General features: G+C 66.8%; 20 protein-coding genes. 5 read left to right on the top strand and 15 right to left on the bottom strand.

Going from position 1 to position 20,065, the window contains the following annotated elements:
• Positions 1–345 precede the first annotated feature (345 nt).
• From mutS to ACZK2G_RS06440, 3 genes are all read left to right on the top strand, one after another.
• Positions 346–2,901, top strand: coding sequence for a DNA mismatch repair protein MutS (mutS, locus tag ACZK2G_RS06450; protein WP_337302036.1), 2,556 nt, complete (start codon positions 346–348; stop codon positions 2,899–2,901).
• A gap of 194 nt (positions 2,902–3,095) precedes the next feature.
• Entirely contained in the window at positions 3,096–4,739 is a 1,644-nt protein-coding gene (locus tag ACZK2G_RS06445) for a catalase (RefSeq protein WP_447780995.1), read from the top strand.
• A 108-nt stretch (positions 4,740–4,847) separates the two neighbouring features.
• Positions 4,848–5,447 carry a DUF937 domain-containing protein gene (locus ACZK2G_RS06440; protein ID WP_046983266.1) on the top strand — a complete coding sequence of 200 codons (600 nt, stop codon included), beginning with the start codon at positions 4,848–4,850 and terminating at the stop codon, positions 5,445–5,447.
• 72 nt (positions 5,448–5,519) lie between these two features.
• Here ACZK2G_RS06440 and ACZK2G_RS06435 read toward each other — a convergent pair whose 3' ends face one another.
• The 3 genes from ACZK2G_RS06435 to ACZK2G_RS06425 all read right to left on the bottom strand — a co-directional run bounded on the left by ACZK2G_RS06435 (position 5,520) and on the right by ACZK2G_RS06425 (position 7,477).
• A complete protein-coding gene (locus ACZK2G_RS06435; RefSeq protein WP_478474977.1) occupies positions 5,520–6,707 on the bottom strand; it encodes a glycoside hydrolase family 5 protein in 1,188 nt (395 codons plus the stop codon).
• Positions 6,708–6,820: 113 nt separating this feature from the next.
• Positions 6,821–7,228, bottom strand: a complete 408-nt coding sequence (locus ACZK2G_RS06430; RefSeq protein WP_004149153.1) for an RNA-binding S4 domain-containing protein — start codon at positions 7,226–7,228, stop codon at positions 6,821–6,823.
• Positions 7,229–7,237: 9 nt separating this feature from the next.
• A complete protein-coding gene (locus ACZK2G_RS06425; RefSeq protein WP_012510442.1) occupies positions 7,238–7,477 on the bottom strand; it encodes a hypothetical protein in 240 nt (79 codons plus the stop codon).
• Between the two features lie 62 nt (positions 7,478–7,539).
• Between ACZK2G_RS06425 and ACZK2G_RS06420 the strand changes: the two genes are divergently transcribed.
• Positions 7,540–9,012: an MATE family efflux transporter gene (locus ACZK2G_RS06420; RefSeq protein ID WP_046983268.1), complete on the top strand. Its 1,473-nt coding sequence runs from the start codon at positions 7,540–7,542 to the stop codon at positions 9,010–9,012.
• 97 nt (positions 9,013–9,109) lie between these two features.
• Here ACZK2G_RS06420 and ACZK2G_RS06415 read toward each other — a convergent pair whose 3' ends face one another.
• From ACZK2G_RS06415 to ffh, 10 genes are all read right to left on the bottom strand, one after another.
• Positions 9,110–9,517, bottom strand: a complete 408-nt coding sequence (locus ACZK2G_RS06415; RefSeq protein WP_478474975.1) for a DUF1801 domain-containing protein — start codon at positions 9,515–9,517, stop codon at positions 9,110–9,112.
• Positions 9,518–9,555: 38 nt separating this feature from the next.
• Entirely contained in the window at positions 9,556–9,990 is a 435-nt protein-coding gene (locus tag ACZK2G_RS06410) for a DUF1801 domain-containing protein (protein ID WP_136638324.1), read from the bottom strand.
• Positions 9,991–10,069: 79 nt separating this feature from the next.
• Complete coding sequence (locus ACZK2G_RS06405; RefSeq protein ID WP_295377599.1) at positions 10,070–10,450, bottom strand: DUF6404 family protein; 381 nt, start codon at positions 10,448–10,450, stop codon at positions 10,070–10,072.
• A gap of 82 nt (positions 10,451–10,532) precedes the next feature.
• Positions 10,533–10,934: a 50S ribosomal protein L19 gene (rplS, locus tag ACZK2G_RS06400; RefSeq protein WP_004149090.1), complete on the bottom strand. Its 402-nt coding sequence runs from the start codon at positions 10,932–10,934 to the stop codon at positions 10,533–10,535.
• Between the two features lie 154 nt (positions 10,935–11,088).
• A complete protein-coding gene (gene trmD / locus ACZK2G_RS06395; RefSeq protein WP_046983271.1) occupies positions 11,089–11,847 on the bottom strand; it encodes a tRNA (guanosine(37)-N1)-methyltransferase TrmD in 759 nt (252 codons plus the stop codon).
• 8 nt (positions 11,848–11,855) lie between these two features.
• The gene (gene rimM, locus ACZK2G_RS06390; RefSeq protein WP_046983272.1) at positions 11,856–12,368 is read right to left on the bottom strand and encodes a ribosome maturation factor RimM; all 513 of its coding nucleotides are present in this window, start codon (positions 12,366–12,368) and stop codon (positions 11,856–11,858) included.
• 44 nt (positions 12,369–12,412) lie between these two features.
• Positions 12,413–12,673, bottom strand: coding sequence for a 30S ribosomal protein S16 (rpsP, locus tag ACZK2G_RS06385; protein WP_004149033.1), 261 nt, complete (start codon positions 12,671–12,673; stop codon positions 12,413–12,415).
• A gap of 102 nt (positions 12,674–12,775) precedes the next feature.
• Entirely contained in the window at positions 12,776–13,588 is an 813-nt protein-coding gene (locus ACZK2G_RS06380; RefSeq protein WP_046983273.1) for an aminotransferase class IV family protein, read from the bottom strand.
• Complete coding sequence (locus ACZK2G_RS06375; protein WP_046983274.1) at positions 13,585–14,661, bottom strand: NAD(P)H-dependent flavin oxidoreductase; 1,077 nt, start codon at positions 14,659–14,661, stop codon at positions 13,585–13,587. Before ACZK2G_RS06375 ends, ACZK2G_RS06380 begins: the two co-directional genes overlap by 4 nt.
• A gap of 143 nt (positions 14,662–14,804) precedes the next feature.
• On the bottom strand, positions 14,805–16,181 hold the full coding sequence (ffh, locus tag ACZK2G_RS06370) for a signal recognition particle protein (protein ID WP_004149025.1): 1,377 nt from the start codon (positions 16,179–16,181) through the stop codon (positions 14,805–14,807).
• A gap of 122 nt (positions 16,182–16,303) precedes the next feature.
• Here ffh and ACZK2G_RS06365 point away from each other — a divergent pair, with 122 nt between their 5' ends.
• Positions 16,304–17,098 (top strand): cytochrome C assembly family protein, encoded by a 795-nt coding sequence (locus tag ACZK2G_RS06365; RefSeq protein WP_295377582.1) that lies wholly within the window; start codon positions 16,304–16,306, stop codon positions 17,096–17,098.
• A 71-nt stretch (positions 17,099–17,169) separates the two neighbouring features.
• Here ACZK2G_RS06365 and ACZK2G_RS06360 read toward each other — a convergent pair whose 3' ends face one another.
• Both ACZK2G_RS06360 and ACZK2G_RS06355 read right to left on the bottom strand, forming a co-directional pair.
• Complete coding sequence (locus ACZK2G_RS06360) at positions 17,170–17,634, bottom strand: YqhG/Tai3 family protein (protein WP_136638329.1); 465 nt, start codon at positions 17,632–17,634, stop codon at positions 17,170–17,172.
• A 92-nt stretch (positions 17,635–17,726) separates the two neighbouring features.
• Entirely contained in the window at positions 17,727–20,033 is a 2,307-nt protein-coding gene (locus ACZK2G_RS06355; RefSeq protein ID WP_478474971.1) for a hypothetical protein, read from the bottom strand.
• Between the last annotated feature and the right edge of the window lie 32 nt (positions 20,034–20,065).

The raw sequence follows: 20,065 nt of genomic DNA, 5'->3' as shown, positions 1-20,065 counted from the left end.
TTCTTTCCATCAACGCCCGCCCGGGGATGAGTTGCCCCGGTTTCCATGGAGGCCGTTTGGCGGAAATCGCCGGGGCTGACACTACCGTGGGGGCCTACGGAAATCAACCAAACCACAGGTGTATGGGCGTGTGGCGTTGGCCTGCAGACAGCCCGGCCAACGGCCCTGCCCGGAGCACCGACGCTGCGGATCACCGACCGCCCCAGGTCGCTACACTAACGGCCCTGCCGGCCGTGGTCGCATGGCCACGCCCCGACGCCCTGCCCAAGACGCGAAACGCCCCAAGTGACTGATACAAAAGACAACACCAGCAACGCCAAGGCGTCCAAGGACCACACCCCGCTGATGAAGCAGTTCTTCGCGGCCAAGTCCGACCATCCGGACCTGCTGCTGTTCTTCCGCATGGGTGACTTCTACGAGCTGTTCTACGATGACGCCCGCAAGGCGGCACGGCTGCTGGACATCACCCTGACCCAGCGCGGCAGCTCCGGCGGCGCGCCGATCCCGATGGCCGGCGTACCCGTGCATGCCTACGAAGGCTACCTGGCACGGCTGGTGGCACTGGGCGAATCGGTGGCGATCTGTGAACAGATCGGCGACCCGGCCCTGGCCAAGGGCCTGGTCGAACGCAAGGTGGTGCGCATCGTCACCCCCGGCACGGTCACCGACGAGGCCCTGCTGGATGAACGCCGCGACACCCTGCTGATGGCGCTGTCGCGCAGCAAGCAGGGTTACGGCCTGGCGTGGGCCGACCTGGCCGGTGGCCGCTTCCTGGTCAACGAGGTGGAAACCGACGACGCACTGGAAGCCGAGCTGGCACGGCTGGAACCGGCCGAACTGCTGGTGCCCGACGAGGAAAACTGGCCGGAATTCCTGCGCCAGCGTACCGGCGTGCGCCGCCGCGCACCGTGGCTGTTCGACGCCGACAGCGGGCGCCGCCAGCTGCTGGCCTTCTTCAAGCTTCATGATCTGAGCGGCTTCGGCATCGATGACAAGCCGCGCGCCACTGCAGCAGCCAGCGCCCTGCTCGGCTATGTGGAGGAGACCCAGAAGCAGCGCCTGCCGCACCTGACCTCCATCGCGATGGAAACCGCCGGCGAAGCGATCGCGATGAATGCAGCAACACGCCGCCATCTGGAACTGGACACGCGCGTCGACGGCGATACCCGCAATACCCTGCTGGGCGTGCTCGACAGCACGGTGACGCCGATGGGCGGACGCCTGCTGCGGCGCTGGCTGCATCGCCCGCTGCGCCTGCGCGAGGTACTGGTACAGCGCCACCACGCAGTGGAAACGCTGATCGACCGCGGCAGCGATGCTGACATCCGCGAGCAGTTCCGTCGCCTCGGCGATCTCGAACGCATCCTCACCCGCGTCGCCCTGCGCTCGGCGCGCCCGCGCGACTTCTCTACCCTGCGTGATGGCCTCGGCCTGCTGCCAGCCGTGCGCGACGTGCTGGCACCGCTGGATTCGCCGCGCCTGCAGGCCCTGCACGCCGCACTCGGCGAGCACGACGAATGCGCGCACCTGCTGGCCAGCGCCATCGCCGAGATGCCGCCGCTGAAGCTGAGCGATGGTGGCGTGCTGGCCGACGGCTTCGATGCCGAGCTGGATGAACTGCGCCGCCTGTCCACCCATGCCGACCAGTTCCTGGTCGACCTGGAAGCACGTGAGCGCGAAAGCAGCGGTATTGCCACCCTGAAGGTGGGCTACAACCGCGTGCACGGCTACTACATCGAAATCAGCAAGGGCCAGTCCGATCGTGCCCCGGTGCACTATACCCGCCGGCAGACGCTGACCAATGCCGAGCGCTACATCACCGAAGAGCTGAAGGCTTTCGAGGACAAGGTGCTGTCCGCGCGCGACCGTTCGCTGTCGCGCGAGAAGTACCTGTACGAGCAGCTGCTGGATACCCTCGGCGGGCAGCTGGAACCGCTGAAGCAGTGTGCTGCCGCGCTGAGCGAACTGGACGTGCTGGCCGGCTTCGCCGAACGCGCGCAGGCGCTGGACTGGGCACGCCCGGAACTGCAGGCCGAGCCCTGCCTGAAGATCGAGCGTGGCCGCCACCCGGTGGTCGAGGCGGTGCGCGAGCAGCCGTTCGAACCGAACGACCTGGACCTGCATCCGGACCGTCGCATGCTGGTCATCACCGGCCCGAACATGGGTGGTAAATCGACCTACATGCGGCAGAACGCGCTGATCGTGCTGCTGGCCCACATCGGCAGCTTCGTGCCGGCCAGCCGTGCGCTGATCGGCCCCATCGACCGTATCCTCACCCGCATCGGCGCCGGTGATGATCTGGCACGCGGGCAGTCGACCTTCATGGTCGAGATGGCCGAGACCAGCTACATCCTGCATCACGCCACCGCGCATTCGCTGGTGCTGATGGACGAGATCGGTCGTGGCACCTCCACCTACGACGGGCTGGCCCTGGCCGATGCCGTGGCGCGCCACCTCGCCTATGAGAACCGCTGCTACACGCTGTTCGCGACCCACTACTTCGAACTGACCGCATTGGCCGACGAGCAGCACGAAGGCGGCCGCAGCGGCATCGCCAACGTGCACCTGGATGCGGTCGAGCACGGTGAGGCGCTGGTGTTCATGCATGCGGTGAAGGATGGCCCGGCCAACCGCAGCTTCGGCCTGCAGGTGGCCGCGCTGGCCGGTCTGCCGCGCGCCACCGTGGCGCAGGCACGGCGCCGCCTGGCCGAGCTGGAGCAGCGCGGCGGTGAAAGCCATGCCGCCGAGCTGGCGCCGCAGGCGCTGGATGCACCGCAGCAATTTGGCCTGTTCGCGGCACCGTCGAGCAAGGCACAGGAAGCACTGGCCGCGATCGACCCCGACGAACTGACCCCGAAGCAGGCGCTGGAAGCGTTGTACCGGTTGAAGGCGCTGCTGTAACCGCAGCGCACGCCCATGGCCTCCCGCCGCCTTGCGGGAGGCCCATCGAAAGGTTGCGCAAATCTGATTCTGCGTTCCAATTGACAGAATCTATCAACCTGAATGAATCATTCGATTATTCATTTCATCTGGCCATAGCTAAAGTCGAGTGAAGATGTTTCTCCCACGTCTTCACCGCCACCAGGAGCCAGCCGATGAGCCAGTCCGACAACAACAACGCCAAGTGCCCTTACCACAGCGCCCCGTCGCCTGAGGAAGGCGCCCAGCAGCAGCGCGAGCTGAGCACCACGCCGAAGCAGAAGCATGGTGACGATCCGGTCACGCCGATGACCACGGCCTTCGGCGCACCGGTGGTGGACAACCAGAACAGCAAGACCGCCGGCCCGCGCGGCCCGCTGCTGATGGAAGACGTCTGGCTGCTGGAAAAGCTGGCCAACCTCAACCGCGAGATCATTCCCGAGCGCCGCATGCACGCCAAGGGCTCGGGCGCGTTCGGCACCTTCACTGTCACCCACGACATCAGCAAGTACACCCGCGCCAGGCTGTTCGAGAAGGTCGGCAAGCAGACCGAGATGTTCGCCCGCTTCACCACGGTAGCCGGCGAGCGCGGTGCCGCCGACGCCGAGCGCGACATCCGCGGCTTCGCGCTGAAGTTCTACACCGAAGAAGGCAACTGGGACCTGGTCGGCAACAACACCCCGGTGTTCTTCCTGCGCGACCCGCGCAAGTTCGCCGACCTCAACAAGGCGGTCAAGCGCGACCCGCACACCAACCTGCGCAGCGCGCGCAACAACTGGGATTTCTGGACGCTGCTGCCCGAAGCCCTGCTGCAGGTGACCGTGGTGATGAGCGACCGCGGCATCCCGCGCAGCTTCCGCCACATGCACGGCTTCGGCTCGCATACCTACAGCTTCACCAATGCCGACAGCGAACGCTTCTGGGTCAAGTTCCATTTCGTCAGCCAACAGGGCATCGAATCGCTGACCGACGCGCAGGCGCAGATCCTGGTCGGCCATGACCGCGAAAGCCACGGCCGCGACCTGTTCGCCGCCATCGAGAAGGGCGACTTCCCGAAGTGGAAGCTGTTCATCCAGGTCATGCCTGAGCTGGACGCGGAAACCTACCGCGTGCATCCGTTCGACCTGACCAAGGTGTGGCCGAAGAGCGACTACCCGCTGATCGAAGTGGGCCAGTTCGAACTGAACCGCAACCCGGTCAACTGGTACCAGGACGTGGAGCAGTCGGCGTTCGCACCGAGCAACCTGGTGCCGGGCATCGGCCCGTCGCCGGACAAGATGCTGCAGGCACGCCTGTTCGCCTATTCCGATGCGCAGCGTTACCGTCTGGGCGTGAACCACCACCAGATTCCGGTGAACGCGGCGCGCTGCCCGGTGCACAGCAACCACCGCGATGGTGCGATGCGCGTGGATGGCAACTACGGTGGCCTGCCGCACTACGAGCCGAACAGCTACGGCCAGTGGCAGGAGCAGCCGGCATACCGCGAGCCGCCGATGAAGATCCGGGGCGACGCCGACTTCTGGAACTTCCGTGAGGACGACGCCGACTACTTCAGCCAGCCCGGTGCATTGTTCCGCAGCTACAACCAGGCGCAGAAGGAACGCCTGTTCGCCAACACCGCCCGCGCCCTCGGCGATGCGCCAGATTTCATCAAGCAGCGCCACATCGACAACTGCAACAAGGCCGACCCGGCCTATGGTGCCGGCATCGCTGCGGCCCTGAAGGCGCTGGCCGGCCAACCGTCCGACCCGTTCAAGCCTGCACAGCCGGACGCGGACTTCCCCGCTGCGACCCCGGGTGCGGAAGACATCGAGCTCTGATCGCCCTCCCCTGCGTACGGCACGCCGCCTCCCCGTGAGGCGGCGTCGCCGTTTTAACGGTCCGCGTCGTACCTTCTGCACGCCCAACCCCAATCGAGGATTCCCCAGATGAGCCTGACCGATGAACTTCTGACCAAGTTGCAGGGCGCCCCGCTGCAACAGGTGTCGCAGCAGCTTGGCATCAGCGATACCCAGGCTTCCGGCGCGATCAGTGCCGCACTGCCGGTGCTGATGGGCGCGCTGGGCAACAACGCCTCGCAGCCACAGGGCGCACAGGCGCTGCTCGGCGCATTGCAGAACAATCACAGCGGCCTGGACCTGGGCAGCGTGCTCGGTTCGGTGCTGGGCGGCGGCGGCGGTGCGGCCAGCGATGGCGCCGGTATCCTCGGCCACATCTTCGGCGGCAGCCAGCAGAAGGTGGAAACCGGCCTGGCCCAGGCCACCCAACTCGACAGCGGCCGCACCAGCCAGCTGCTGCAGATCCTTGCTCCCATCGTGATGGCCTTCCTGGCACAGCGCCTGGGCGGCGGCCAGGCCGATGCCGGCTCGCTCAGCCAGGCCCTGGGCCAGGAAAAGCAGCAGGTGCAGCAGCAGGGTGGCCTGGCCGGTGGCCTGCTCGGCAGCCTGCTGGACCAGGACGGTGATGGTCAGCTGGGCGTGGGCGATCTGTTCAAGCTGGGCGGCAATCTGCTCGGCGGCAAGCGCTGACGGAAAGCCTCGCCGGGCATGGGCCGGCGCTATCGGCATCTCCATGGGTAGCGCCGGGCCATGCCCGGCGGCTTACTGGTTGCCCGCCTTCAAACGCTGCAGGATCGGTGCGAACAAGGGCGCCTGCATCAAGCGCGGCGGCTCGACATGGCGGCCCTTTTCCTGCGCCTGCCAGTACGACCACGGCAGCGGCTTGTCGCCCAGTTCGTAGTCCATGCCGTCCCAGCCATCCTCGCGGAAGGCGTAGAAGGCCCAGTGCACCTTGTCCTGTTCCAGCACCTGCAGCACATCCTGCAGGTAGCGGCTGCAGTCCGGCCATCGCCGCATGCAGCCGAATTCGGCCACCACCATGCGGTTGGCACCGACACCATGCGAGGCGGCCCACGTCATCGGCTGCTGCAGGTAACGGCGTACACGCGCCGCATCCCAACGCTCGCTGCCTCCACCGAACGGCACCTGTGCCGGATAACGCCAGGGCTTGGCGCGCGTCTGGTTCGACGCACTGGTTGCCGCGTACGGCTCGTACATGTGCACGCTGTACAGCAGCTTCGAATCCGCCAACGGTGCCGGCCAGTAGTTGAAACCGTCGGCGGCGGCGTACCAGCCCGCATCCAGCATCAGCGGCATCGTGGCGTCGACCTCGCGGATGCTGGCAATCAACCCGGAATAAAAGCGGCGCAGGTCGCGTGGGCCGTCCTGCACACCGGCATACCACTGCTTCATCGCCTCGCTGGACGCATGCTCGGCCAGGCCTGCACCGTACTCGGGCACCGGTTCATTGATGAGATTGTAGGCGGCCAAGGCAGGATGATCCTTCAGCGCCGTGGCCAGATCGTGCCAGAAACGCCGGGCGGGCTCCTGGTTGTCGAAGGACTGCCACAGGCGCTGGTCGACCACATCGCCGTTGTGCTGCTTCCAGCGCAGTAACGGCAGCGACAGGGGCGTCAGCACCACTTTCAGCCCGGCCGCATCGGCGTCATCCAGCACCCGCCGCAGCGTGGCCAGGTCGGCCGGAACCAGTCCACGATAGTCATCGGCGTTGCCGATCAGAAAGTCACGACCGCCCTGCCCCTTCCACTTGTCCGGCACCAGCCGCACCCAGGTCGCACCGGTCGCACGCAGCGCCTCGAAGTATTTCCGGTCCGGAGGCGACATGTTCATGCTGTTGCCACCGCGTTGCGGTACGTCCCAGAAGGTGATGTCGGCAGCGTGCAGTTGCGCAGCAGCAAGCAGGGACAGGCATAACAGCAGACGACGCATGGGCAGGCCTCCGATAGGTGAAAAACCAGCCTGCCCAGCGCAATCCGAACGCACCGTGACCGGCGCCCTCTTTCGCACCGCGATAGGAACAATCCGTTGGAATCAGGATTTCGCTACAGCGCGTCGATGTCGCCCAACGCCCGGATCAAACGCCGCGCGCGCTTGTCCGGCTTGTGTTCCGGCGGCTGGAAACCATCGCGTGCCGCGATGCGCAGTGCACGCTGTTCGGCACGGCGCGCCTTCGAAGCCTCGCTCTCGGCATACAGCTGCTGTGCCGTTGGCGCCGGCCCGCGCTGGTCGCTCAGGCCCAGCACCTGGATCTCGAAATGCTCCTCGCCACGATCCACCTGCAGCTGTTCACCCACGCGTACCGCGCGCGAGGACTTCGGGCGCTGCCCGGCCACGCTGACCTTGCCGGTCTCGATGGCCTGCTTGGCCAGGCTGCGGGTCTTGAAGAAACGGGCCGCCCACAACCAGATGTCCAGGCGGACACTGGGCGACAACGGGGAAAGCTCAGGCATCGGTGCGGACTACTCCGGTGGCTTGTTCAGAGGGCGCGGATGGTCGGGGTCGGTGCGGCAGCCGCTGCCCCCGATCAACGTGGGTACACCGGCGGACAGGTCCTGGCGCTGGCTGCCGACCAGGCACTCGGGACGGTCGGTCGGCCGCACCTGGGTATCGCCCAGCCGGTCACCTGTCGAACATGCGGCCAGTACAACGCCGATCAAGGCCAAGGCCATGCTCCGCTTCACCCGCAGTCGTTGATGCATTGCCACATCCCGCAAACCGGCTTGGTGCTAGTGTGCGCCTCCCGGGATTCGATCACCACTCCATGGCCAAAGCGCCGCTTGACCTGACCTCCGGCCCGATCGGCCGCAATCTCCTGCTGTTCTCCCTGCCGATCCTGGCCGGCAACATCGCGCAGTCGCTGAACGGTTCGGTGAATGCGGTATGGGTGGGGCGCTTCCTCGGCGAGGCGGCACTGACCGCCACCGCGAACGCCAACAACATCATGTTCTTCCTGATCGGCTCGGTGTTCGGCTTCGGCATGGCCTCGACCATCCTGATCGGCCAGGCCATCGGTGCGCGCGACATCGCGCAGGCGCGGCGCGTGGTCGGTACCAGCGCCACCTTCTTCATCGGCCTGTCGGTGATCATCGCCATCGCCGGCTGGTTCATGGCGCATCCGCTGCTGGCAGCGATGGGCACGCCGGCTGCCTCGCTGCCGCTGGCCGAGGCTTACCTGCAGATCATCTTCCTGGCGATGCCGACGCTGTACGCGTTCGCCTTCCTCACCGCCGCGCTGCGCGGTGCCGGTGATTCACGCACGCCGTTCCGTTTCCTGATGGTGTCGGTGGCGCTGGACATCGTGCTGAATCCGGTGCTGATCTTCGGCATGGGACCATTCCCCGCGCTGGGTATCGCCGGATCGGCCTGGGCCACGCTGGTCGCGCAGACGCTGTCGCTGGCCGGCCTGCTGCTGTACATGCGGCACAAGCGCCACACGTTGTGGCTGGGCCGTGCCGACATGCGCCTGCTCAAGCTCGACCTGACCATCCTCAAGGCGCTGGTGATCAAGGGCGTCCCGATGGGCCTGCAGATGGTGCTGATCTCACTGTCGGTGATCCTGTTGATGACCATGGTCAACCAGTACGGCACCGACACCGGGGCCGGTTACGGCGCCGCGCTGCAATTGTGGAACTACCTGCAGATGCCCGCGATGGCAATCGGTGCGGCATGCTCGACGATGGCCGCGCAGAACGTCGGCGCACAGCGCTGGGACCGCGTGCGCGGCACCGCGCGGCAGGGCGTGCTGTTCAACTTCCTGCTGACCGGCGCGCTGATCCTGCCGCTGGTGCTGTTCGATCGGCAGCTGCTGGCGCTGTTCCTGCCGCCGGCCAGCGAGGCGCTGGACATCGCCCGCCACCTCAACCATGTGGTGATCGGTTCGTTCCTGTTCTTCGGCGTCAGCTTCGTGATCTCCGGCGTGGTGCGCTCCACCGGCGCGGTGATTCCGCCGCTGCTGATCCTGGCCGGCTCGCTGTGGGGCGTGCGCGTACCGTTCGCCGAGCTGCTGCAGCCGTACTGGGGCGCCGATGCGATCTGGTGGAGTTTCCCGGTCAGCTCGCTGGTGTCGATGCTGCTGTCGCTGGCGTATTACCGCTGGGGTGGCTGGCGCAAGGCCACGATGATCGGCAAGCCGTCGCATGCCGAGGAACTGGCCACGCCGTCGGAGATCCCGGCCTGCCCACCCTCGCCGGTGGCCGACCCGGATGCCGCACTGGAGTCAGCGCCGCCACGTTAGTACTGACCGCCGGTGATTACCACGGTAGTGCCGGCCGCTGGCCGGCAGCTTCATGCCTCTCCGGAAGCATCACGCAACAGCCGGCCAGCGGCCGGCTCTACCGCTTCTTTTTCGCCGCGTTGAACTTAGCCGCTTCGCGCAGCAGCGCCTTCAATGCCGCGGCATCGGGCATCGCGCCTTCATGGATGTCGATCGCACGTCGCGTGTTGCCTTCCAGGCTGGCATTGAACAGGCCTTTCGGGTCGGCCAGCGCCGCACCATGGGCGAAGGTCAGCTTCACCGCCTGTTTGTAGGTTTCGCCAGTGCACAGGATGCCGTCGTGCTCCCACACCGGCGTGCCGCGCCACTTCCAGGTTTCCTGCACGTCGGGCAGCGCTTCATGGATCAACGCGCGCACGCGCGTCAGCGTTTCGCCACGCCAGTCGCCCAGCTCGGCGATGCGTGCATCGATCAGTTCGGCAGCCGGGGTTCCGGCATCATCAGGGTTCGGCGCGTGCGTGGCCATCAGCGGTTCTCGTCGGCAAGCAGATCGGAACGGTGGGCTTACATGCGCTCGCCGGGCAATGCCGCGGCCTGGCGCACCCAGTCAAGGAATTGGGCTTCATCCAGCACGCCGTCCTGTGCAATGTGCAGGTAGCGCGTGTCTGCGCTCCTGGACGGCTCGGGCGGTATCGGCTTCAGTGCGGCGCCCCGGAAAAATGCCACCTTGATGTAGCGGGTGAAGCAATGGAAGCTGAGGAACCAGCCCTCGCCCTTGGCAACCGCATACATCGGCGAATTCCACTTCACCGCCTTGTGCACGCCGGGCACGGCCTGCTCGATCAGCGCATCCAACCGCGCGCCGAGCGGTCGCTTCCAGTCCGGCATCGCCGCGATATAGGCCTGCACCGTAGCATCGCCCTCGCCCTTGGCGATCTGCGGGTTACCACCGGACAGCAGCTTGGGCGCGGTGGAGGGTGCGGTTCGCTTGGCAGGCATCGCACGGCACGTCCATCAGGATGAAGCGGCAGCCTAGCGCGACGGGTGCCTGTCGGTCACGGCGCGGTGCGCCATCGGCTCAGTCCGCCTGACGGGCCAGGAACTGCCGCCAGTCCGGTAGCTTGCGGTGGCGTCGCAGCGAGCGCATCAGGGCCGCCATCACGATACCAAACAGGGCACCGGCCAACAGACCGGCCAACAACAGCAGCACCAGTGGGCGCTCGCTGCCCTGCCACAACATCAGCCACATCAGGCCGGTCCAGAACAGCCCGAACAGCAGGCCCTGCACCAGCGCGTTGGTGGCGAAGCCGGCCAGGATCGGCGGCGGCAGTGCGATGCCCATGCGCCACAACAACCGGTGCAGCAACGGTGCCGACTGCACCCGCGCCAGCCCCTTGCCGTCGAGGAAGCGCAGCGCGGCCTGGATCACGGCGGGATAGCGTGGGTTGATCTCGTTCATCGCCTGATCGTGGCCGATGCGATGCCGAAAACGCAAACGGCCACCCGAAGGTGGCCGTCGCGGCAACAACCGAAGTTGTTTATCAGGCCTTTTCGGCCAGACGGGCAGCCTTGGCGGCAGCAGCGGCAGCCAGGTCTTCCTTGATGCGGGCAGCCTTGCCTTCCAGGCCACGCAGGTAGTACAGCTTGCCGGCGCGGACCTTACCACGACGCTTCACCTCGACCGAGTCGATGATGGCGCTGTGGGTCTGGAAGACGCGCTCGACGCCGTAGCCGTGCGAGATCTTGCGGACGGTGAACGAGGAGTTCAGGCCGCCGTTCTTGGTCGCGATCACAACGCCTTCATAGGCCTGCACGCGCTCGCGGGCACCTTCCTTCACCTTCACGTTGACGACAACGGTGTCGCCCTGGCTGAACTTCGGCAGTTCGCGGGTGATCTGGGCGGATTCGAATTCCGCGACGATGGACTTGTTCAGCTTGCTCATGGGTTACACCGATTCTTGTTCGGGTGGGCGTGTCGTTTCGACAACGTAGGCTGATGCAGTCACTGGACTGTGCTGCACGTTTGTTGTGGGTACTGCGCGCGCCGGCCGAAGCTGGCGGTAATTGGCCATGATAGCCGAAAAAGCCAGCCCTGCGCTAGGGGCTGGCCTTCTGTTTCCGGGCCTGGCGGGCCTGGTCGAGCAGTTTTCGGTCGGTCTTGCCCAGTGCCTGTTCATCCAGCAGGTCCGGGCGCCGCTGCGCGGTCCGGACCAGCGACTGCTGGCGGCGCCAAGCGGCGATGGCCGCATGGTTGCCCGAGCGCAGCACCTCCGGCACGTCACCCAGCGGATGCTGGGCCGGCTGGCTGTAATGCGGGCAGTCGAGCAGGCCCAGGTCACCTTCGAAGCTGTCCTGGGCGGCCGATTCAGCATCGTTCAGGGCACCGTCCTGCAGACGGGCCACGGCGTCGATGATCACCGCCGCGCCCAGCTCACCGCCGGACAGCACGTAATCGCCAAGGGAAATCTCCTCGTCGACATTGGCTTCCAGGAAGCGCTCGTCGATGCCCTCGTAGCGGCCGCAGAGCAGGACCATGCGCGGCAACGCCGCCAGTTCCCGCACTTTGGCCTGGGTCAACGGCGCACCCTGCGGGCTGAGATGGATCACCCGCGCCGGGGTCGGATCAGCATCGCGGATCGCCTGCAGGCAGGCCTGCAGCGGCTCGATCAGCATCACCATGCCCGGGCCACCGCCGAACGGACGGTCGTCCACCCGGCGGTAGTTGCCTTCAGCGTAATCACGGGGGTTCCAGCCGTGCAGGCTGAACAGGCCCTTCTCCTGCGCACGCCCGACCACGCCCAGTCCGGCGGACTGGGCGAGGAACTCGGGGAACAGGGTGATGACGTCGAAACGCATGCTCACACTCAGAACTCGGGGTCCCAGTCGACCACGACCAGGTTGGCCTCGAAGTCGACCGACTTGACGAACTCCGGCAACACGAACGGAATCATCCGCTCACGATCGCCGCGCACGACCACCACATCGTTGGCGCCGGTGCTGAACAGGTGCGAGACCTGGCCCAGGGCAACGCCCTCGGTGGTCTTCACATCCAGGCCTTCAAGGTCGACCCAGTAATACTCATCGGCATTCGGCGGTGGCAGTGCACTGCGGGCCACGTAGACCTCGGTGCCATGCATCGCCTCGACCGCATCGCGATCTTCGATGCCCGGAAAACGGGCCACCAGATGCTTGCCGCTGTCGCGGCCACGGGCGCCTTCAAGCGTCGATTCCTGCCCGTTGGGGCTGCGCAGGATCCACGGCTGGTAACGGAAAATAGCGGAACGCGGCTCGGTCCAGGACTCGAGCTTTATTTCGCCGCGCACACCAAAAGCGCCGACAATCCTGCCCAGCAGGATGCGGCGCTCATTATCTTTCATCTGCGTTCAACCAGACGGGCCGCGCCAGGCGCGGCCCTTCGGGATCAGGCCGCAGCGGCCTGGGACTTGGCCGCTTCCTTGATCAGGTTGCGGACCTTTTCAGTCGGCTGGGCGCCGTTCTTGACCCAATGGTCAACACGGGCCAGATCCAGCTCGATGCGCTTCTCGCCACCCTGTGCAACCGGGTTGTAGAAGCCGACGCGCTCGATGTTGCGGCCATCACGGGCGCTGCGAACGTCGGTCACGATGATGTGGTAGAACGGACGCTTCTTGGCGCCGCCGCGGGTCAGTCGAATCTTGACCATGGTCTTTTTTTTCCTATTGCCCAGTCGCCAGGATGGCGCGGTAAGCCGGCGATTATAGCGGCAGTGTCGGCCGGAGCCAACCCCGGGGTTGGCCAGCCGGGGTCAGATCCCTTTTGCAGGGGACAAGGGATCTGACCCCAATCCCCGCCAGGGCACCGCCGCCAGCACCGCCCTGCCCTGTTCCGCCAGCGCCTGCGAACCCGGCAGGGCATGCCCGTCGATGGCGTCCAGCGCCCACAGGCCGCTGGCGTTGCAGGCAAAGGCCGCCTTCACACCCCCCAGTTCAGCCAGCGCCAGCGGTCGCGTGGCCTGTGGGCCGGGCCAGTGCTGCTTCAGCAAGGCCTCGGCGGTACCGCGCAGGGCTGGCGCCTGCGGCCAGAGCAGCCGCTCACCATCGTGCAAGGCCAGGTTCCAGGTGCTGCCTTCACCCATTTCGCCATCGGCGGTCACGAACAGCACATCGTCGAAACCGTCAGCCATTGCCGCGCGGCGCTCGGCGAACAGGCCGAAGGTGCCGACATGCTTGATGTGCGGCAGTTCGCGCTGCCAGGCCACGCTGCACACACGCTTGGGTGCGGCCAGCGTCACCGGCAAGGACACCGCCACCAGTACGTCCACCGGTACCACGGCCAGCGGATTGCGGAAATCGAAGTGGCGCGAGTACACCGTCACCCGCAGCGAGGCATCAGCCAGCCCAGCCAGCTGCAGGGCCTGCGCCATCCAGGCCTGCAGCTGCACCACAACCAGTTCGCTGCCGAACAGTTCACGGGTAGCGTGCGACAACCGCGCCAGATGCAGGTCCAGTCCCTGCACCGCCCCACCCCGCACCTGCAGCGAGGTGAAGTGGCCGTAGTTGACCAGCGCTGGCAGCAGATCCTCGACCTGTGCTGGCCGGCCGTTGCAGGTCACCGTCATTTCAGCAATGCCTGCGTCTGGCTCCACATGTCGTGCAGCACATCGGCGGCCGGTCGTGCCGGTGCCATCCATGCCGATTGGCCGGCCCAGGCCTGCATTGCGGCCAGCCGGTTTTCCTGCGCTGCCTGCTTGCGCATCGGCGCGGTCAGGCCGCGCTGCACCGGGTACGGGCGCGGCGCCGGCGCACCCTCGGCGGCGGCAGCGCGCACGTAGGCCGTGGCAAGGCCGCGACCCAGGCGGCCACTGAAAGCACGGGTCGGCCAGGTGTCTTCTGGTTCGCTGGCCGCCAATCCATCGGCCCACGCCGAAGCGATCGCCGCTTCGGGCGTGCGCAGGAATGCAGTGCCGATCTGCACCGCGCTGGCACCCAGGGTGAGCGCGGCGGCAATGCCACGGCCATCGGCAATGCCACCGGCGGCGATCACCGGAATCTGCAGGTGGTCGGCCAGGCGTGGCAGCAGCGCGAACAGTCCAACCAGCTGACGCTCGGCCATCGCCGGATCAAATGAACCGCGATGACCACCGGCCTCCACGCCCTGCGCCACCACCGCGTCGGCGCCAGCATCCTGTGCAGCACGCGCTTCAGACAGCGTGGTCGCACAGGCAATCCAGGCAATGCCCGCATCCTTCAGTTGCTGCACGTGGCGCGGCGAAAGCACGCCCATGATGGTCGAGGCCACCTCCGGGCAGGCGGCCAGCAGCGCTGCGAACTGTTCTTCGAAACCGGCGGGCGTGGCGTCGGCAGCACTGGCCGGTACATCCGGTCCCCATTGCGCGAGGAAAGCACGACTGGCTGCCTCGGCGGCGACGTCACGGGTCGCTGCCGGGTCCGGCAACCACAGGTTCACCTGCGCCGGGCCGGTGGAGACGGCGCGGAAGTCATCCATCCAGCGGCCGATATCGGCTGGCGACGACAACACCGCGCCCATCGCGCCCATGCTGCCCGCATTGGCCAGCGCGGCCGACAACGGCACCGGGCAGGCACCGGCCATCGGTGCCAGCAGGATCGGAACGGAAACGTCGAAGCGCTGGCAGAACGCCTCGGCGCGGGAAGTAACAGCGGACATCTGCATGGCGGCCCATCGTTTCGGACAGGCCTCCATGGTGCGCGCAGGACGGGGGTAGAGTCGAGCTTGCTCGACTGTGTGATGCGGCGCCTCGGCGCCGCCCGGAGCATGGGCTCGGGCGCTACATCAGAGTGCGGACGGGGCCCGTATCAACGGAACGGCATGCCGCGGCCGCCCATGGCACCCATCATGCCCTTCATGCTTCGCATCATGCCTTTCATGCCGCCGCCGGCCATCTTGCTCATCATCTTTTCCATCTGCATGTACTGCTTCATGAGCTTGTTGACGTCAGCCGGGGTCACGCCCGAGCCCTTGGCGATGCGCGCGCGGCGCGAGCCATTGAGCAGGTTCGGGTTGCGCCGCTCCTTCTTGGTCATCGAGCTGATGATGGCGATCATGCGCGGCACTTCCTTGCCCTGGCTGACCTGCTGCTTCAGGTGGTCGGGGATGTTGCCCAGGCCCGGCAGCTTGTCCATCAGGCCGCCGATGCCGCCCATGTTCTGCATCTGCTCAAGCTGGTCACGCATGTCGTTCAGGTCGAACTTCTTGCCCTTGGCGACCTTCTCGGCCAGCTTGGCGGCCTTGTCCTTGTCGACCTGCTGCTCGACCTGCTCGACCAGCGACAGCACGTCGCCCATGTCGAGGATGCGGCTGGCGATACGGTCCGGATGGAACACGTCCAGGCCTTCCGGCTTTTCGCTGACACCGACGAACTTGATCGGCTTGCCGGTGATGTAGCGCACGCTCAGCGCGGCACCGCCACGCGCGTCACCGTCGGTCTTGGTCAGCACCACGCCGGTCAGCGGCAGCGCATCGCCGAAGGCCTTGGCGGTGTTGGCCGCGTCCTGACCGGTCATTGCATCGACCACGAACAGCGTTTCAGCCGGGTTGACCGCCGCGTGCAGGGCCTTGATCTCGGCCATCATCGCTTCGTCGATGGCCAGGCGGCCGGCGGTATCGACCAGCAGCACGTCGACGAACGACTTGCGCGCATCGTCAATGGCGGCGCGGACGATGGCTTCCGGCTTCTGGTCGGCGCTGGACGGGAAGAACAGCACGCCGACCTGCTCGGCCAGGGTCTTCAGCTGTTCGATCGCGGCCGGACGGTAGACGTCGGCCGAGACCACCATCACCTTCTTTTTGCGCTTTTCCTTCAGGTGCTTGGCCAGCTTGCCCACGGTAGTGGTCTTGCCGGCGCCCTGCAGGCCCGCCATCAGGATGATCGCCGGGGCCGGGACATTCAGGTTCAGGTCGCTGGCTTCGGCGCCCATCACCGCGGTCAGCTCGTCGCGCACGACCTTGATCAGGGCCTGGCCCGGGGTCAGCGACTTCAGCACTTCCTGGCCGACCGCACGCACCTTGATGCGCTCGATCAGGGCCTGCACCACGGGCAGCGCGACGTCGGCTTCGAGCAGCGCGATGCGGACCTCGCGGGTCGCCTCGCGGATGTTCTCTTCGGTCAGGCGGCCGCGGCCACGCAGGCGCTCGATGGTGCCGGAAAGGCGCTGGGTCAGGGACTCGAACATGCGGTACGACCTGTCTGAAAACGGGGGACAATAAGGCACACAGTATAGCGGGTCCGCCCTGCCCGCCGGACTGCGACGCTACGGCCGTCGCCACCACCGCGGGGGTATGCGAAACTGCAACGATGACAATCGTTCTCATCGCCGTCCTGCTCTACCTGGCTGCCAGTGTCCTGCTGGTGCGCGCGCTCGGCCGCGATGAAACCACCGGCTCCCCGGTCTGGCTGTGGCCGGCCCTGCCAGCGATGCTGCTGCATGGCGGCTACCACGTGATGGTGGCGATGCGCACCAACGGCGGGCCGGACATGCACTTCTTCGCCGCACTGTCGCTGGTCGGCCTGGGCATGGCCTGGCTGACCTCGCTGGTCGGCGCGCGCGGGCGCATGTCGGCACTGGGCGTGGTGGTGTTCCCGCTGGCCGCGGTACTGCTGCTGGCCTACCACGGCTACGGCCACGAACCGAGCAAGGTGCTGGGCTGGCGCCTGGCCAGCCACGCCTGGCTGGCGCTTCTGGCCTACGCCACGCTGAGCATCGCCGCGCTGCTGGCAATCATGCTGTGGCTGCAGGAGCGCGCCCTGCGTCGCCGCGAGTTCCGCCCGTGGCTGCGGGCGCTGCCGCCGCTGGCCGACCTGGAATCGCTGCTGTTCCGGGTGATCACCGTCGGCTTCGCGCTGCTGACCCTGACCCTGGTCACCGGCGTGCTGTTCGTCGACGACCTGCTGGCGCAGAAGCTGGTGCACAAGACCGTGCTGAGCGTGCTGTCGTGGATCGTATTCGGTGTGCTGCTGATCGGCCGCCGACGCTACGGCTGGCGCGGCATGAAAGCGGTGCACTGGACGCTGGCGGCGATGCTGTTGCTGTTGCTGGCGTTCTTCGGCAGCCAGTTCGTGATCGAACTGGTGTTCGGGCATTCGCGATAAAGGCGTGCCGGCCGCTGGCCGGCAATCGCACATGGAGTAGCTCCACGCCATGCGTGGATGCCGTCGGCAGTTCAGGGCACCGGCTGGGCCAGGATCCTGCGTACCGAACGACCGCTGTTGGTGAGGATGTCGTCCACCTGCCAGCAGCCCTGGCCTTCGCGCACCATCGGCAGGCGGGTCAGGTAGGCCGTATTCCATACCGAATAGCGCATTTCAACCTGGCCCGTAGTGGCCGAGATCTCTTTCCAGCTGTATCGCACCGGGCTGTCGATGTCACCATCCTGGGCGTCCAGCCACGGATCGGAATCGATGGTACAGATGCCTTCCTCACGCGTCTGGCAGGCGCGCTCGCCACGCAGGGCCTTGACGAAGGCCGGGCTGACCAGCGCCGGCGGCGGTTCCAGCAGATCGCCATTGCCGGTGGTTGCCTCGTAGAAGGCACGGGCCACAGCCACTGGTTCCTGGCAGGCCGGCGCGGCCTGCACGGCGGGGGCCAGCAGCAGCCCGGCGATCACGAACATCCCTGTCTTTCGCATGTGTATCTCCTTGAGGTAGTGCCGGCCGCTGGCCGGCAACACAGGATCTCATGGCGTTGCCGGCCAGCGGCCGGCACTGCCCGATATCACGCTTACAACCCGTAACGCTCGATCACGTCCAGGTGCGGCTGGCGATCCTGGTCACAGGCCTCGGCCAGGCGCAGCCAGCAGTGCGGGTGCGGCCACTTCGCGGTCTCCTGCTGCAGGAGGCGGTGCAGCGCCAGCGGCGCATGATCCTGCGGCTGGGCGACGGTGAACAGCACGCCTGGCAGGGTGCCCTCCTCCATGTCCGGATCGGTCACGGTGTAGTCCGCACGGCTGTGCGACCACACCTTCCAGCCCTGCGCCTCGGCGGCTTCGACGAAGGCATTCCACGCGTCTTCGCCCGGGTGCGCGCCGTCGACCAGCCAGCTGCGGGCAAAGCCGCCGCGCTCCAGCACATGCACCTGCGCATAGGTCGGGATGAAATGCTCGCGCGCTTCCTCTTCCTCCGGCGCCGGATGCACCAGCGCAGCGTCGAACACCACCCAGTCGCCCACCTGCTGCGCACGATTGGCCGGCGCGTTCTCGACGATGCGTGCGGTCACCGGGCCACTACGGCGTGCGTAGTACTCCATCGGCTCGCCGTTCTCTTCGCTGCGGATGATCACCCAGCCCCACGGCTCCTCGACCACGCCGTCCTGGCTGGACAGCTCCATGCCGATCGCCGCCGCCGAGCGACGTACCGCGTCCCAGTCGCGTGCCGCGCTGGCCGCACTCATGTGGTCCCAGTGCGCGGCGTTGGGCTCTTCCAGCAACTCCACCAGCTGCGCATAGCTGGCCTGCGCCTCGCTGAAGCGACCGGTTTCCATGTACATCCGCGCCAGCGTGCCGCGTGCGCCATGCGAGCCCGGCGAGGCCGCCAGCAGCGCCTGCGCGGCCTGCTCCAGCGCCGGCCAGTCCGACACGCGGCGGGCGCGCTGCACCTCGCACCAGTGTGCGAACACCGGCACGCTGCCGCGATAGGTATCCGCCAGCTGGCGCAGGCCATCGTCGTCGCCCTGCTCGGTCAGCCAGCGCATCAGGGTGTAGGCGGCCGGGCCATCATCCTGCGCGTGCGCGCGCACGAAGCGCCACAGCAATGCGCGCGCTTCCGTCTGTGCACCACAGGCGCTCAGCGCAGAGGCGGCCATCTCGGCCAGCGCCTCATCATCTGGCAGCTGCGCCTGTGCCTGCAGCAGCCACTGCGCCTCACGCTCGGGATCGCGCGACTGATTCTGCTCCCCCTGCTCGTTCAGCCAAGCCAGCAATTCAGCGGCCGGCACCGGCAGCGGTGCGACCTCCGGCAAGGCATCGATGCGCGCAGCCAGGCCCGCCACCAGCGCAGCCGCACCGCGGTCCTGGCGCAACTGCGCCAGATGGCTACGGGCAAGCTCCAGCTGGCGCTGCGCGACCCAGCGCGCGCCACGCTGCAGGGCCAGCTCCAGGCTCAGCGCGGCCACCTCGATCAGCAGCCGATGCGAACCGACGCGGGCGAAGTGTTCGATGATGGTGTTGAAGCGCGTGCCCAGGTCCCAGGTATTGCGCGCCGGATCACGCTGGCACAGCGCTGCGGCGGTGTTCGCCCACAGTCGCCAGTAGGTAGGCGTCAGTTCGCTCCATGGCACCAGCTGCTGCAGCGCCTCTTCGTCGCGACCCAACTGAGCCAGCGCCCAGGCTTTGGACAAGCGGCGGGGCACCGTGCAGTTGGCCGGCTCGTACTCGCCGGACGCGGCCACTTCGGCCTCGCGCTTCTCGATCAGTACCAGCGCTTCTTCGGCGCGGCCCATGCCCAGCAGGATCTTGATCTGCATCTCCGGGAAGCTGTCGAACACTTCCTTGCCGCAGGCTTCGATCGCATCCGACTGCACCTGCAGGTAGTCCAGCGCGTCCTGGCCGCGACCATCGTCAAGCAGTGCATCGGCCTTCTCGCAGCTCAGGCACTGGAAGCAGGCCCAGCTCGGGTCGATGCGACCCAGTGTTTCATCGCACACCTCGATACGTTCCGGCACCCAGCCGGGGCCATCGATGTTGCCGTAGCAGGCAGCCAGGTCCTGGGTCACGCAGATCGACTGCGGGCATTCCAGGGTGTCCTCGCGGTGCGCACGCTCGAACAGCGCCACGGCTTCGCCCAGCGCGCTTTCACCTTCGACGCGGTTGCCGACGCGGTTGCGCAGTGCCCAGTGGCCGACGTAGACATCGACCCAAGGGTTGTCCAGCGCCTTGCCCAGCGCACGCGCTTCGGGCAGCAGTGCGTCAACGCGGTCGACCTGCAGTTCGCTGACCTCGTCGGCGAGACGGTTCAGCAGGTGCGCGTTCTGCGCCTGGCCGGCCTGGCGCAGGTCACCCTGCAGTTTTTCGACCCAGTTCCAGATGTCCATGGGGTAAATGCTCCTGTCTAGCGAAGGCTGGA

The sequence above is a fragment of the Stenotrophomonas sp. 107298_Sma genome (genome assembly GCF_056480345.1).
Note: the sequence above shows the minus strand (reverse complement) of the source record. Positions and strands in the feature narration are given on the sequence as shown.

Coding starts and splice junctions, on each gene's coding strand:
- mutS (WP_337302036.1), top strand. CDS start 346: ATGAAGCAGTTCTTCGCGGCCAAGTCCGACCATCCGGACCTGCTGCTG.
- ACZK2G_RS06445 (WP_447780995.1), top strand. CDS start 3,096: ATGAGCCAGTCCGACAACAACAACGCCAAGTGCCCTTACCACAGCGCC.
- ACZK2G_RS06440 (WP_046983266.1), top strand. CDS start 4,848: ATGAGCCTGACCGATGAACTTCTGACCAAGTTGCAGGGCGCCCCGCTG.
- ACZK2G_RS06435 (WP_478474977.1), bottom strand. CDS start 6,707: ATGCGTCGTCTGCTGTTATGCCTGTCCCTGCTTGCTGCTGCGCAACTG.
- ACZK2G_RS06430 (WP_004149153.1), bottom strand. CDS start 7,228: ATGCCTGAGCTTTCCCCGTTGTCGCCCAGTGTCCGCCTGGACATCTGG.
- ACZK2G_RS06425 (WP_012510442.1), bottom strand. CDS start 7,477: ATGCATCAACGACTGCGGGTGAAGCGGAGCATGGCCTTGGCCTTGATC.
- ACZK2G_RS06420 (WP_046983268.1), top strand. CDS start 7,540: ATGGCCAAAGCGCCGCTTGACCTGACCTCCGGCCCGATCGGCCGCAAT.
- ACZK2G_RS06415 (WP_478474975.1), bottom strand. CDS start 9,517: ATGGCCACGCACGCGCCGAACCCTGATGATGCCGGAACCCCGGCTGCC.
- ACZK2G_RS06410 (WP_136638324.1), bottom strand. CDS start 9,990: ATGCCTGCCAAGCGAACCGCACCCTCCACCGCGCCCAAGCTGCTGTCC.
- ACZK2G_RS06405 (WP_295377599.1), bottom strand. CDS start 10,450: ATGAACGAGATCAACCCACGCTATCCCGCCGTGATCCAGGCCGCGCTG.
- rplS (WP_004149090.1), bottom strand. CDS start 10,934: ATGAGCAAGCTGAACAAGTCCATCGTCGCGGAATTCGAATCCGCCCAG.
- trmD (WP_046983271.1), bottom strand. CDS start 11,847: ATGCGTTTCGACGTCATCACCCTGTTCCCCGAGTTCCTCGCCCAGTCC.
- rimM (WP_046983272.1), bottom strand. CDS start 12,368: ATGAAAGATAATGAGCGCCGCATCCTGCTGGGCAGGATTGTCGGCGCT.
- rpsP (WP_004149033.1), bottom strand. CDS start 12,673: ATGGTCAAGATTCGACTGACCCGCGGCGGCGCCAAGAAGCGTCCGTTC.
- ACZK2G_RS06380 (WP_046983273.1), bottom strand. CDS start 13,588: ATGACGGTGACCTGCAACGGCCGGCCAGCACAGGTCGAGGATCTGCTG.
- ACZK2G_RS06375 (WP_046983274.1), bottom strand. CDS start 14,661: ATGCAGATGTCCGCTGTTACTTCCCGCGCCGAGGCGTTCTGCCAGCGC.
- ffh (WP_004149025.1), bottom strand. CDS start 16,181: ATGTTCGAGTCCCTGACCCAGCGCCTTTCCGGCACCATCGAGCGCCTG.
- ACZK2G_RS06365 (WP_295377582.1), top strand. CDS start 16,304: ATGACAATCGTTCTCATCGCCGTCCTGCTCTACCTGGCTGCCAGTGTC.
- ACZK2G_RS06360 (WP_136638329.1), bottom strand. CDS start 17,634: ATGCGAAAGACAGGGATGTTCGTGATCGCCGGGCTGCTGCTGGCCCCC.
- ACZK2G_RS06355 (WP_478474971.1), bottom strand. CDS start 20,033: ATGGACATCTGGAACTGGGTCGAAAAACTGCAGGGTGACCTGCGCCAG.